The sequence below is a fragment of the Stenotrophomonas sp. IS26 genome, from assembly GCF_054188265.1.
This window is the reverse complement of record NZ_JBSZJV010000019.1, coordinates 48,215-61,134: the sequence shown is the minus strand read 5'-3', so window position 1 is coordinate 61,134 and position 12,920 is coordinate 48,215. Positions and strand designations below refer to the sequence as shown.

The following is a 12,920-nucleotide window of genomic DNA, read 5'->3' as shown; positions in this document are numbered from 1 at the left end:
GGGCTCGGCGTCGGGCACCCGGGTGCTGGACGAAGAGGCGAGGGTTGAGCGTAATGAGGGCCTTGCCGAATACACAGGCCGTCGGGTTGCGGCTGCTGCCAATGGGGGGAACATGGTGACGGCGTTGGTCAAGTCTCTGGCTGCAGCAGATGCCTCACCGAGCTTTGTCCGATCGGCGGCGTACGTGACCGGGCCGGCGTACGGGATGTTGCTGGATCGGTGGTCGCCGCACTGGCGCAGCGGGCTGTCGCCCGCGTCTGACCTGCCGGCACTGCTGGCCGAACAGCTGGGCACGCCGCTCAGCGCAACCGGGGCGGACGGTGTCGGTCGCCGTTATGGGGTGGACGAGGTGCGTGCCCAAGAACACGAGCGCGCCAGGATCCGTGAGCAGCGCAGTGCCGGGTATCGAAAGCGGTACCTCGGTGGGGACGCGGTCCGGCTTCCACTGAGTAAACCGTCCGCGTCGTTCGATCCGCGCGCGCTCTTTCCGCTGGACGAGGTGGGCACGGTGTACACACCGCTCACGGTACGTGACCAGTGGGGTGAGCTCACGGCGGAATCGGGTGCGCTGATGTCAAAAGACTGGACACTTGTCACGCTGAGTGGCGGTGAGGTTACCGGTAGTGCCTCCAACTGGACAGGGCCGGGCTGGACCCTTGTTCTCAACGCGGGCTGGCGCCTCGAAAAGGAATCAGAGGGCTGGCGTTTGACGAATGTGCAGGGCGGCGATGACCACCGGTAGTGAGGCTCGGCAGAGATGAGAGACCTGGTCGCAACCTACCGCATCTCCACCACCACCTTGCCCTTGGCCCGGCCACTCTCGACATGGGCCAAGGCGCTCTGGGTCTCCTGGAACGGAAAGACCCTGTCGATGACCGGACGGATCGCACCAGCCTCCACCAGCGAGCTTATTTCGCCCAACTGCTGCCCACTGGCCCGCATGAACACGAAGGTGTACGTCACGCCCTTCCGCTCGGCCTGGCTGCGGATGCCATGGCTGAGCAGGCGCATGACCTGCTTGAGCGGCCAGGCCACGCCACGCGCACTGGCAAACGCGGGCGTGGGTGGCCCCGAGATGGAAATGAGATGCCCGCCCGGCTTGAGGATCTGCAGCGAGCGGGTCAGCTCATCCTTGCCGAGGCTGTTGAGCACCACATCGTAGTCACGCAGTTCCGTCGCGAAATCCTGCTGTTTGTAATCGATGACGACGTCTGCGCCGAGATCCTTCACCCACGCGACGTTGGCGGTACTGGTGGTGGTGGCCACGAAGGCGCCCAGATGTTTGGCCAGCTGGATCGCCACCGTCCCGACGCCGCCGGAGCCGGCCTGGATGAAGACCTTCTGCCCGGGTTTGAGCTGGGCGGTTTCGACCAGCGCCTGCCATGCGGTCAGCGCGACCAGGGGCAGCGAGGCGGCCTCCACCATGGTGAGGTTGCCGGGTTTGAGCGCCACCGAGGCAGCATTGACCGCAATGAACTCGGCGAACGTGCCGATGCGATCATCGTCGGGACGGGCATACACCTCATCGCCGGGTTTGAAATGCTGCACCCCGGCGCCGACACTTACGACTGTGCCGGCCATATCGTTGCCAAGAATCAGCGGCAGGCGATAAGGCAGGATCAGCTTGAACTCCCCGGTGCGGATCTTGGCGTCCAAGGCATTGACGCTGGCCGCGTGCACGCGGATGAGAACATCGTCATCGCGCAGCGCAGGCTGTGGGGCGTCGCCGATGCGGCCGGTCTCCTTTGTGCCATAACGGTCGATGAGGAAGGCTTTCATGGGCGGTTGCGGTACCGTTCCGCCGCCTGCGCCTGCCGGATGTCCGAGAGCAGGCCCTGACGCGATGCGTCCAGCGTGTCCCAGCGTTCGGCCACATGCAGCGGTGGAATGGTGACGGTCTCGCGGCGATCAAAGCCGACCAGGGCGGCATCGACCAGCTCGCCGACATCCATCACCTCCGGCAACGTGTTGATGTCGATACCGGCCCGCTCCCAGATCTCGGTGCGCGTCGCCGCGGGCAGCACGGCCTGCACATAGACGCCCTTGGGCGTCAGCTCCAGGCTGAGCCCCTGCGACAGGAACAGCACGAAGGCTTTGGTCGCACCGTAGACGGACATGCCGAACTCCGGCGCCAGGCCGACCACCGAGCCGATGTTGATGATCGCGCCTTCGCCGGCGCTGGCCAGCCGTGGTGCAACGGCAGCGGCAAGGCGGGTCAGGGCGAGGGTGTTCAGCGTGATCAGTTGTTCGATGCTGTCGGCCGACTGCTCGGTGAAGCCACCGGATTGGGCGATGCCCGCGTTGTTGATCAGGATGCCGATGCGGGTGTCGTCGCGCAGGCGGGTTTCAACGGCGGCCAGGTCGGCGCGCTGGGTGAGGTCGGCCGGAAGTACATCGATGGCAACGCCGGTATCGTGGCGCAGGCGCGCGGCCAGTGTGTCCAGCCGCGCCGTGTCGCGCGCGACCAGCACCAGATCGTGGCCGCGGCGCGCGAAACGTTCGGCGTAAACGGTGCCGATGCCGCTGGAGGCGCCGGTGATGAGGACAGCAGGAAGCAGGCTCATGGTGTGTCTCTTGACATGTAATGGGGGAACGGGGATGCGGCGCGGCTCTGGCGAGGGAGTTACTGCGCGAGCGTGTCGGTCAGGGCGGGGTAGTCGGTGTAGCCCTCCGCGCCGCCGCCATACAACGTGGCCGGGTTCAGGGCGTTCAAGGGCGCGCCGGTCTCCAGGCGTTCGACCAGATCCGGATTGCTGATGAAGGCACGGCCAAAGGCGAACAGGTCGGCCTTGCCACCGGCCAGATGCGCGTTGGCCAGCTCCAGGTCATAGCCGTTGTTGGCCAGGTAGGTGCCGGTGAAACGGCGGCGCAGGCTGTCGAAGTCGAACGGGGCGACATCGCGCGGGCCACCCGTCGCGCCTTCGACCACATGCAGGTAGACGACGCCCAGCGCGCTGAGCTGATCGACGATGTAGTCGTACTGCGGCTGCGGATCGCTGATGGTCGCGATGGCGTTGGCCGGCGAGACCGGCGAGAGGCGCACGCCGGTGCGATCGGCACCGATCTCGGCTGCCACGGCTGCAGTGACCTCCAGCAGGAGGCGCGCACGGTTTTCGATCGAACCGCCGTAGGCGTCGGTGCGCTGGTTGGCGCCGTCCTTGATGAACTGCTCAAGCAGGTAGCCGTTGGCGCCGTGGATTTCGACACCGTCGAAGCCGGCGGCGATCGCATTGGCGGCGGCCCGGCGGAAGTCGTTGACGATGGCCGGCAGTTCGTCGATCTCCAAGGCACGCGGCTCGGACACATCGACAAAGCCGTTGTGGACGAAGGTCTTGGTCTGCGCCCGGATGGCCGAGGCGGATACCGGCGCGGCGTTGCCGGGCTGCAGATCCACGTGCGAGATGCGGCCCACGTGCCACAGCTGCACGAAGATGCGTCCGCCGCGCGCGTGCACGGCGTCGGTGACCTTGCGCCAGCCGTCGATCTGATCCTGCGTGTACAGCCCCGGCGTGTCCTGGTAGCCCTGGGCCTGCGCCGAGATCTGGGTGGCCTCGGTGATGATCAGCCCGGCCGAGGCGCGTTGGGCGTAGTAGGTGGCGGCGAACGGACCGGGCACCAGACCGGCCCCGGCGCGGTTGCGCGTCAGCGGTGCCATCACGATGCGGTTGGCCAGGGTCAGCGGGCCAAGCGGGTAGGGCTGGAACAGTGTCGAGGTCGTCATGGCGGGTGCGGGGTCGTGGTCGTTGAGGGGGGGGGCGCGGGCGGGCCGGCAGTGGCGTCGCCTGGAAGTACCGCAATGATGATGACCATAATCTTAGGTGTCAATGGTTTGATGATGATGGTCATCTATCCATGGTAAAGTGCGGGTCTATCGCGGCAAAGCATCAAGAGACAACCCGTCATGAAGGTCACCAAGGCACAGGCCCAGGCCAACCGGGCGCACATCGTCGACACCGCCTCCACGGTTTTCAGGGAGCGGGGCTACGACGGCGTGGGCGTGGCAGACCTCATGGCGGCCGCCGGCTTTACCCATGGCGGCTTCTACAAGCACTTCGGCTCCAAGGCCGACCTGATGGCGGAGGCGGCAAGCTGCGGCCTGGCGAAATCGGCCGATGCCGCGGCCGACATGGACCTGGCGAGTTTCATGCGCTACTACCTGTCCCGGCAGCATCGTGACGCGCCAGCCCAGGGCTGCACCATGTCAGCGCTGTGCACCGACGCGTCGCGTCAGCCGGATCCGGTCAAGGCGGCCTTCGCGGCAGGTATCGAGGCGCAGTTGGCCGTCTCTCCCTACCCGAACGGGCAGGCCGACGGCCCCACGTCCGAACAGGCGCGTGCGCGGCGCATCGCCTTGATGGCCCAGGCTGTCGGCGCGATGGTGTTGTCCAGGTCCTGCCCGGACGACTCGCCGCTGGCGGACGAGATCCTGGATGCGTGCCGGGAAGACGTGCTGGTGCGGCTGGGTGGTGTGCCCAACGGCTGACGCGTGCTGGCCTGATCCGCAATGCGCAGCAGGTGGCGCGCAATGCGTGTCTTGCCACTCGCTCGGTGGCCCGCTGCCGGGCATGCTCGCCGAGTATGTGGTGATCCATGAAGATGTCGTCGTCGGAAGCTGCGCCCTCTACCACGCCGGTGGCGACCCGTCATCACACTGCCTCTACGTCTCCCAGCTTCAACTGAATGCCGGTCATGGCGCTGGCGAAAAGGCCGCTATAGTCCGAACACCCCAGACGAAGGAGGCACTGCAATGTTTCTGACCACAAAACAAATGACGACGGCGCGTACGCTGGCTGTGGCAATCATCGCTACCGTAGGCCTCAGTTCCTGCGCCACGTACAAGGACGAGTTCGCCACGATCAACTCACGCCTTGATCAGCTCGACACGAAGGTGCAGGGCGCGGCCCAGAGCGCCGAATCGGCCAATCAATCCGCGCAGCAGGCCAACCAGCGTCTGGATCAGATCGAAGGCCGTGTGCAGCAGCTCGAACAGGCACCCCGCCGCAAGCCACGCGGTTGATCGCTCGTGCGCCGTGTGTGAGCAACGTTTGAATCGACAACGGGTGTCCTACGCAGGCCACCCGTTGTCGATGATCGTGCAATCGTCATTGCAAGGAAGTGTCCCATCCGTACGCACTCTTACCCCGTAGTCCTGGCCCTTCGCGGCGCACTGACCATGGCGCTGGCGCTGGCAAGCATCGGCGTGGCAAACGCCGAGGATGCGGCTGCGCAGCCGACAGCCGCTGTCGATGAACTCCCGCCAGGCCAGGAAGTATCCAACACCGTGATCGAACTCGCGGGCTGGGTGGTTGCCACCAAGGACAGCCAAGGCTATCCATTCGCAATCATGGACAAGGCCGCTGCCCAGGTGCTGGTCTTCGATGGCGAGGGCCGGCTTCGCGGCGCCGCGTCCGGGCTGTTCGGCTCGGCCACCGGTGACCACACGGCCCCCGGTATTGCCGGTCTTGCGCTTCGCGAGATTCCGGGTCGGGACCGTACGACGCCGGCAGGTCGCTTCGTAGGCGGCTACGGCCCGTCGATCGATGCCGGTCGCGTGCTGTGGGTGGATTATGAGTCCGCCGTCTCCATCCACCCGACGGCGATGGGCGTCCCGGCCGAAAGGCGCGTGGAACGTCTGGCATCGCCCTCGCCAGACGACAACCGGGTAACCCATGGCTGCATCAATGTGTCGCCGGGGTTCTACGAGCAGGTCATCCAGACGACATTCCAGCGGGGCGGGGTGTTCTACGTCCTGCCGGACAAAGCGTCGATAGCGGAGACCTTCCCGGAGTTCGCGAAGAGCCGTGCGGCGACGCAGGGCGACGAGGGAACCCGGGCTGGCCCAGCCGGCAAGTGAGGGGCGCATCGCATCACGGTGCATGCCGTTCGAAGTGTGCTTCGAGCACGTTGATGTGTCCCTCAACAGCGACAGCAGCCACGTAGCCATCCGGCCGGATCAGCAGCCACTCACCCGGCGCCAGACCGTAGGCATCGGCGAAGTGTCCGGCCGCATCACGCAGATCCCCGCCCTGGCCGATGACATGGATGCGCAGACCCTTCCGCGCACGAGCGGCGGCGCGGCCGGTTTGGTAACCCAGCAACGTCCAATGGGTCCCTCGAAATACCTCGAACAGGCGTACTGGCTGCCCACCCGCACCCTGCAAAAGGGCGTCGGGGGCGCGGCGCCCCGGCGTGATACGCCCACGTCGGGGCTCAGCAGGTAGCGAGAGCGAGGCGTCGGCGTACCCGAGGTCGAGCTGCTGGACCTCGCGCCCACGTCGATTGTCGCCGCGCCGTGCGTGCTCAAGCAGCGTGGTTGCAAGCCCGAGCATGGCGGCCGCAATGGGGCGTCGCTCTTGTTCGTACGTACCGAGAAGCGCGGCCGGTGCACCCTGCAGCACTGCAGCCAGTTTCCACCCAAGGTTGTAGGCATCCTGCACGCTGGTATTCAGGCCCTGGCCGCCGGTGGGTGGATGCGTATGGGCAGCATCGCCTGCCAGGAAGACACGGCCGTCGCGGTAGCGGTCTGCCAGCCGGGCACTCATCTGGTAGGCCGAGGCCCATTGCACGTCGAGAACGGTGAGATCATGGCGGCCGGTCCGCGCACGCACCATGGCACCGAGGCCGTCGGCCGAGAGGTCCACCTCACCCTCCAGCGGGACCGGCGCCTGCAGTTGGAACAGGCGTGTTCCCATGAGTGGACACAGAGAGATCCGCTGCGCCATGTCGTCCTGGTTGAACGTATGCCAGGCGTCGCGTGGCAGCCCTTGCAGCACGATGTCGGCCACCACCGCGCGCACGCCCAGCGTTTTGCCGGGGAAGCCGATACCCAGTGCCTGGCGCACGAAGCTGCGCCCGCCGTCGGTGCCGATCAGGTAGCGCGTGCGCACGGTCTGCTCGCCCGTTGGCGTGGCAAGACGGACGCTTACCCCGGTGTCGTCCTGCTCGACGCCGATCAGTCCGTGCCCGAAGTCGACCCGGTGCCCCAACTCCGCCAAGCGGTCGCGCATCACGGATTCGGTCAGGAACTGCGGCACCATCAGCGGCTGTCGATACGGTTCGGCCGGGGAGGCCGGCGCGGCCTCGATGACGGCGGCGTCCGTGTGGGTGCCATCCGCATGGTGCGAGCGCGAGACGGGGTAGAGGCCGCCGGCCGCGAACAGCTGATCGACGATGCCCATGTCCTCGAAGACTTCCTGGCTGCGCGGCTGGATACCTTTGCCACGCGACCCATGGAACGGCTGATCCCGCTGCTCCACCAGGCGGAAGGCCACGTTGCGGCGGGCAAGTTCAATGGCCAGGGTGAGGCCGGCGGCGCCGGCACCACAGATCACTACGTCAGGGGTGTTGCCCATTGCATCGCTCCAGGTATGTGTAATATGCACTTACTTGGAGGGGATGCTATGCCGGTGAAAAAGAAGGTGCAAGATACACATAATTCGGCCGGGTTGAGGTCGCTCCACCTCTCGATGGTCAGCCTCGCCAGCGTGATGAACCGGCCGCGCAACGATGAACGGCTGATCCAGGACGCGAGCGTGACGCTGGACCAGGCGTTGTTCCGCCTGTTGGTGGTGATCGAACGGGTAGGGCCGATCGGGGTGGTTGAGCTGGCCGATCGCCTGGGCCGGGATTACACGACCATCAGCCGTCAGGTGGCCAAACTGGCCGCGATGGAGCTGGTCACGCGTCGCGGTAACCCACAGGACCGCCGCATCCGTGAGGCGACCATTGCACCGAAGGGCAAGGACATGACGGACCGCTTGGATGCCGCACGTGAGCGGATCGGCCGGGAGATCTTCGCCTCGTGGCCTGCGCAGGAGGTATCGGAGCTGGTGCGTTTGATGGCAAAGTTCGCCAGCGCGCTGGAAGCCCGTGAGCGCGAGCCGTAACGGTACCCCACGCCTCGCAGGGCATCTGGACGCCGCTGTCTGAACCTCACAAGGCATCACCAATGAAGGGATTTCTGTTGATCGGGATGCTGCTCGCAGTGTCTTCGACCGCCCATGCCATCGTCATCCGTCATGACGTGGATGATGCGCAGTACCGCGTTCCCGCCACCGAGTTTCCCGCCCTCGTGGACATGCCCGGCGAGGGCCACGGCGCGTTGATCGCACCGCAGTGGGTGCTGACGGCCGCGCACACGCTGCCGATGCAGGCCGATCTCAAGCAGGTGATGATCAACGGTACTGCGCGGGAGGTTGAGCAGGTGGTCACCCATCCCGGCTACAGGACGCTGCCGCAGACGTTGATCGATCAGGCCATGGCCAGCGGCGAGGCGATGCTGATCGTGGTGTTTCTCGCCTCGGGCGATGATGTTGCGCTGATCCGGTTGAAGGCGCCGGTCACCGACGTGGCGCCGGTGGCCCTTTACGGCGACAGCGACGAAGCCGGTCAGATCGCGAAGATCCTGGGAAAGGGCGCTACGGGTACCGGCGCTACGGGGCATTCTCCCAACGGCCCCAACCGCACCGAGCTTCGCCGCGGCTTCAACCGGATCACCAGCGCGTACGACCGCTGGCTCTGCTATGTCTTCGATGCACCACCCGAAGCGCTGCCGCTCGAGGCTGTGCTGGGCAACGGTGACAGTGGCGGCCCGGTGCTCATCGAGCACGATGGCCACTGGCTGCTGGCCGGGCAGGGCGCGTGGAAGGTCGTCCAGGGCAATGTGCTGACCGCCCGGCCCGGGCGCTATGGGCAGGTCACCTGCAATGTGCGCGTGAGCCACTATCGGGACTGGATTGAACGCATCATGGCCGAACCACACCAGGCGGCCGGGGGCGGCTCGATCTAACGTGTGGGCCATCCGTGGCCGACACGCGACACGCTGGGCAGATCAGCCCGCCTGACCCAACCGCACCTTCAGCTGATCGATCTCCGCCTCGCTGACGCCGATGGACTTCAAGTAGCCTTCGGCACCGCCGTACTGCTGATGCAGAGCCACCAGGAACATCGCCATGTTCTCCGGTGCGGTGCCGGCCATGCCGGCCATCTTCCTGCCGATCTGCGGGTTCTGTTTGATCAGTTCCATGATCTGCGCGTTCATTGCGCTGTCCTTGGGCTGGCCCTCGAGGTAATGCGCGGAGATCGCATAGTTGTGCACGATGTCCGCCCGGGACACCCCCGCCAGGTCGAGCAGCAGCCCGGCGATGATGCCGGTGCGGTCCTTGCCGGCGGTGCAATGGAACAGCACGGTGCCGTCGCGCTCCGCCGCGATGCGCTGGAAGACCTGCTTGAACTGCGGCTGGCTGTGATCCAGCCACTGCACATAGGCCGCGCCCAGCGAGTCGGGGAAGGTGGTCATCATTTTCTGCAGGTCCATCTTCTCGGTGCCCATCAGCGAGGTGCGCTGGTAGGCGAAGCGGGCGTCGGTGGCCAGCAGGTCCGGCGACTGCGCCTGCTCATCGGCGGTACGCAGGTCGATATCCAGCGTGACGCCGGCAGCGGCCAGTGCGTCGCGGTCAGCGGCGGTCAGGCGGCCCAGGTCGGAGGTGCGCACGAAGGCACTGGCCGGGATCGGCCCATGGGTGCCTTGCAGGCCCGCAAAGGTACGCGTGTTCCAGGCGCCCTGCAGCGGGATCACGCGCTGCGCATCGGCGGCAACCGGCTGCACGTTGGTGCTAGGCGCGATGGTGGATGCGGCGGCGGTATCGGTGACGGGCGAGCGGGCCAGTGCGAGGCCGGCGCCAGTGAGCATCGGCAGGCTGAGGGCAACGGCAAGGGCAAGGTGGGTGCGGCGAAGGTGCATCAGGATCTCCAAGGCGATCAGAAGGTGACGGTGACGTCCAGGCCATAGGTGCGCGGGTCATTGAAGATCCCGCTCTGGCCCAGTGAGGCGTTGTTGAGCTTGTAGAACAGGTGTTCTTCGTCGAGCAGGTTGCGCGCCCACAGTGAGACGGCCATGGTCGAGCCCGTGCTGTTGAGGGGGACGTCGATCAGGGCGACACGGGCGTTCACGATGAAGGAACTGTCGGTGAGCATCTGGTCGTACTCGCTGGTGTAGTACCCATCGGACCAGTTGCCGTCCAGGTGGAACTTCAGCGCGGAGAAGTTGGCGAACGGCACCAGATAGTCCAGCGACACGCTGCCGGCGTTCTTCGGCGCCAGCAATGGCTGCACCGTGACCTGCACGCCGGCGCCGAACGGGTCGACCGCGCGCTGCGCATCGATGCGGGTGTAGGCGTAGTTCAACCCCACGGTGAAGTTGTCCACCGGCATCACGTTGAACTCCAGCTCCGCACCGCGTGAGGTGCCGTTGCTGAGCGCGTTGGTGGTGACCATCGTGGTGCGGGTTTCGCCGCTGTTGGGATCGAACGGCAGCGAGAAATCCATCTGCTTGTGTTCGATCGTCGAATCGAACAGAGCCAGGTTCAGGCGCGCGCGGTTGTCCCAGAACTGCGACTTGACGCCGAGCTCGAACGCCGTCACTTCTTCGGGCGCGAAGGCGGTATACGTTGTCGAGCGCGAGTTGGCGCCGCCCGCCTTGAAGCCGGTGCTGTATTTGGCATACACCATGGCGTTCTCGCCCACGTCGTAGGCGATGTTCACCATCGGATCGAAACGGCCCCACGCATCGTCGAAGGCGAGGTCTTTAGCCGCCCCATTGACGATGTACAGGCTGCCCTTCTTGTCATCGCGCGTGTAGCGGCCACCGGCCGTCAGGTGCAGGCGCTCAAGCGAGGCGGGCGTCCAGGTGGCCTGGCCGAAGATGCCCAGGCTGTCCGTCCACGCCTTGCTGCCGCGGTCGATGCGCACGTCGCCCAGGTTCAACGGGTTGGTCGCCGGGTTGAGCGTATAGCTGTTGTCGCCCGGGCCCCACAGCAGCATGTTGGGGGTCTGCGCGTTGTCACCGGCGGTTTCGTGATAGTAGAAGGCACCGGTCAGGAACTGCACCTGCGAGGTGGTGCCGATCAGCTGGAATTCCTGGCTGTACTGGTGCTGGTAGACCTGGGCAAGGCTGTAGCGGCCGAAGGGTGTGTTCGGACCACCGTAGGCGGAGATCGCGTCGACCAGCCCCATGTCGAACTGACCCTGGGTCAGTTCCCGATAGGAGCTGATCGACTTCAGTTCCACGTTCTCGCTGAGGGTCCAGCCGAGGTTGAGCAGGTGGCCGCTGGTACGGCCGATGTTGTCTTCCTGCGGGCCACCAAGGATGGCGGAATCGCGTCGATCCTCGCTGGCGCCGGCCTTCTGCAGCGGGCTCACATAGGCGCCAGGCACCAACAACTGCGTGTGGTACGGCGTGGTGGCATCGTAGGAGCGGTCAAAGGCGTACAGCGCGGAGAAATCATCGCTGGGCTGCCACAGCGCGCTGAAGCGTGCGCCGCGCTTGTCGTAGCTGTTGAAGTCGCGCTCGCCGCGCATCGGGTTGTCGGTGGTACCGCCGCGTTTGGCCTGCACGGCGTCGATCTTGAAGCTCACATCGCCCACCTTCGGCAGGTCCAGATGCAGGCCCGTGGTGTAGCCACTGTAGTTGGAGACGCCGGCACTGACGCTGCCGCCAAACTCGCCGGTGGGCTGTTTGGTGACAATGCTGATCGCGCCGCCTTCGGTGTTGCGGCCGAACAGCGTACCCTGCGGCCCCTTCAACACCTCGATGCGCTCCACGTCGTACAGCATGCTGCCCAGGCCCTGCGCGCGGCCCATGAACACGCCATCGACATACACGCCGACACCGGCGTCGCGCGCGGGCTGGTTGGCATCACCGGAGGCTCCGATGCCGCGGATGCCGATGTTCAGCGCCGAGCTGCGTGTGGCGAACGGGGTGACCCGCAGTGAGGGGATCGAGCCGTCGGACAAGCTGCCGAGCGAGATCGCGCTGCGATCCTTCAATGCTTCGGCATCCACCACGGAGACCGATATCGGGGTGTTCTGCAGATTCGTCGCACGCTTCTGGGCAGTGACGACGACCTGATCCAGTGCGACCACATCGCGCGCGGCGGCATCGGCGGTGCCGGTCGTCTCCGCGTCGTTGGCGAGGGCGAGACCGGGCAGGGCGGTGGCAATGGCAAGGGCTAACAGGCGACGGTGCAACGGGGCGTGGCGCATCGGTCGGGTTCACGGAAGGAAGGGGGCCGGCGCAGTCTGGGTGTGCGAAATGACAGGTGAATGACCGTTCATTCATGCCCGGGTTTGCCGTACCATCGGTGCTCAACTGGACGCCATCTACGACAAGCAATGACGCTTACCCCCCTATCCGGCGCCCCCGCCGAAGACGCTGCAGCCGCGCGTGCCGAAGTGCAGCGCCAGCGGATCCTGGACGCCGCGCAGCGCTGTTTCATCGCCCGCGGCTTCCATGCCGGCTCGATCAGCGACATCGCCGCGGAGGCGGAGATCAGCCAGGGCCTGATGTACCGGTACTTCGAGAACAAGCGCGCGCTGATCCTGGCCTTGATCGAACGGCAGCTCGCCTACGACCAGGATGCGATCGGCCATATGCCGGCGGCGGCCGATCTGGTCGACGGGCTGCTGCGCTGCTATCAGCTGTGGGCGCGGGGCGAAACGCTGGAAACCCGTGGCAATGCCATCGCCAATGTGGCGCTGTATGCGGAGATCACCGCCGAAGCGCATCGCGATCCGGTGATTGCCGAGGTGCTGCGCCGGCACGACAGGCAGACCAGTGCGGCGATCACCGCGTGGTTGCGGCAGCACGACATCGCGCGCGGCCGCACGCCCGAAGAGGCCGACCTGGAGCGCCGCACGATATTGATGCGGCTGCTGGTGGAGGGCCTGGCGATGCGCGCGGTACGCGATCCGGATGTGGCCGCCGACACCGTGCGGGCGCTGCTGACGGCCTCGATTGCAACCGTGCTGGGGGAGTAAGCGCAGTCACGTGGATTTCACGGATCGGCGCGGTTAATCCGCCCGTGGCGGTCTCCCCGCTGTCCCGTGTGGAGCGGATCCAATGCGCATGCTTCCTTCGCTTC

12 protein-coding genes and 1 pseudogene are annotated in these 12,920 nt (G+C 66.0%); 7 read left to right on the top strand and 6 right to left on the bottom strand.

From position 1 onward, the window contains the following. A pseudogene (locus ACW6W5_RS14910) lies at nt 1–742 on the top strand (hypothetical protein); the annotation flags it as partial. Between the two features lie 35 nt (nt 743–777). Here the strand turns inward: ACW6W5_RS14910 and ACW6W5_RS14905 are convergent. From ACW6W5_RS14905 to ACW6W5_RS14895, 3 genes are read right to left on the bottom strand one after another with little or no spacing between them, the layout of a single operon-like run. Beyond that, entirely contained in the window at nt 778–1,779 is a 1,002-nt protein-coding gene (locus tag ACW6W5_RS14905; RefSeq protein WP_152151300.1) for an NADP-dependent oxidoreductase, read from the bottom strand. After that, nucleotides 1,776–2,564 carry an SDR family NAD(P)-dependent oxidoreductase gene (locus ACW6W5_RS14900; protein ID WP_152151302.1) on the bottom strand — a complete coding sequence of 263 codons (789 nt, stop codon included), beginning with the start codon at nt 2,562–2,564 and terminating at the stop codon, nt 1,776–1,778. The genes ACW6W5_RS14905 and ACW6W5_RS14900 overlap by 4 nt, the downstream gene beginning before the upstream one ends. Nucleotides 2,565–2,623: 59 nt before the next feature. Further along, nucleotides 2,624–3,721: an alkene reductase gene (locus tag ACW6W5_RS14895; protein WP_152151304.1), complete on the bottom strand. Its 1,098-nt coding sequence runs from the start codon at nt 3,719–3,721 to the stop codon at nt 2,624–2,626. Between the two features lie 180 nt (nt 3,722–3,901). Between ACW6W5_RS14895 and ACW6W5_RS14890 the strand changes: the two genes are divergently transcribed. The 3 genes from ACW6W5_RS14890 to ACW6W5_RS14880 all read left to right on the top strand — a co-directional run bounded on the left by ACW6W5_RS14890 (nt 3,902) and on the right by ACW6W5_RS14880 (nt 5,854). Further along, complete coding sequence (locus ACW6W5_RS14890; RefSeq protein ID WP_152151306.1) at nt 3,902–4,483, top strand: TetR/AcrR family transcriptional regulator; 582 nt, start codon at nt 3,902–3,904, stop codon at nt 4,481–4,483. A 264-nt stretch (nt 4,484–4,747) separates the two neighbouring features. Then, nucleotides 4,748–5,017, top strand: coding sequence for a hypothetical protein (locus tag ACW6W5_RS14885; RefSeq protein ID WP_121037094.1), 270 nt, complete (start codon nt 4,748–4,750; stop codon nt 5,015–5,017). A 156-nt stretch (nt 5,018–5,173) separates the two neighbouring features. After that, nucleotides 5,174–5,854: a hypothetical protein gene (locus tag ACW6W5_RS14880; RefSeq protein ID WP_152151311.1), complete on the top strand. Its 681-nt coding sequence runs from the start codon at nt 5,174–5,176 to the stop codon at nt 5,852–5,854. 13 nt (nt 5,855–5,867) lie between these two features. Here ACW6W5_RS14880 and ACW6W5_RS14875 read toward each other — a convergent pair whose 3' ends face one another. Then, complete coding sequence (locus ACW6W5_RS14875) at nt 5,868–7,352, bottom strand: FAD-dependent oxidoreductase (RefSeq protein ID WP_152151313.1); 1,485 nt, start codon at nt 7,350–7,352, stop codon at nt 5,868–5,870. Nucleotides 7,353–7,400: 48 nt separating this feature from the next. On the opposite strand from ACW6W5_RS14875, the gene ACW6W5_RS14870 reads away from it, so the two are divergent. Together ACW6W5_RS14870 and ACW6W5_RS14865 are read left to right on the top strand one after the other, a co-directional pair. Beyond that, complete coding sequence (locus tag ACW6W5_RS14870; protein ID WP_152151315.1) at nt 7,401–7,886, top strand: MarR family winged helix-turn-helix transcriptional regulator; 486 nt, start codon at nt 7,401–7,403, stop codon at nt 7,884–7,886. Nucleotides 7,887–7,948: 62 nt separating this feature from the next. Further along, nucleotides 7,949–8,788, top strand: coding sequence for a S1 family peptidase (locus tag ACW6W5_RS14865; protein ID WP_152151317.1), 840 nt, complete (start codon nt 7,949–7,951; stop codon nt 8,786–8,788). A 42-nt stretch (nt 8,789–8,830) separates the two neighbouring features. Here the strand turns inward: ACW6W5_RS14865 and ACW6W5_RS14860 are convergent, their stop codons facing one another. Further along, nucleotides 8,831–9,742: a tyrosine-protein phosphatase gene (locus tag ACW6W5_RS14860; RefSeq protein WP_152151319.1), complete on the bottom strand. Its 912-nt coding sequence runs from the start codon at nt 9,740–9,742 to the stop codon at nt 8,831–8,833. Between the two features lie 17 nt (nt 9,743–9,759). Further along, nucleotides 9,760–12,042, bottom strand: coding sequence for a TonB-dependent receptor (locus tag ACW6W5_RS14855; RefSeq protein WP_152151321.1), 2,283 nt, complete (start codon nt 12,040–12,042; stop codon nt 9,760–9,762). Between the two features lie 129 nt (nt 12,043–12,171). Between ACW6W5_RS14855 and ACW6W5_RS14850 the strand changes: the two genes are divergently transcribed. Then, a complete protein-coding gene (locus ACW6W5_RS14850) occupies nt 12,172–12,816 on the top strand; it encodes a TetR/AcrR family transcriptional regulator (protein ID WP_121037078.1) in 645 nt (214 codons plus the stop codon). Nucleotides 12,817–12,920: the final 104 nt, after the last annotated feature.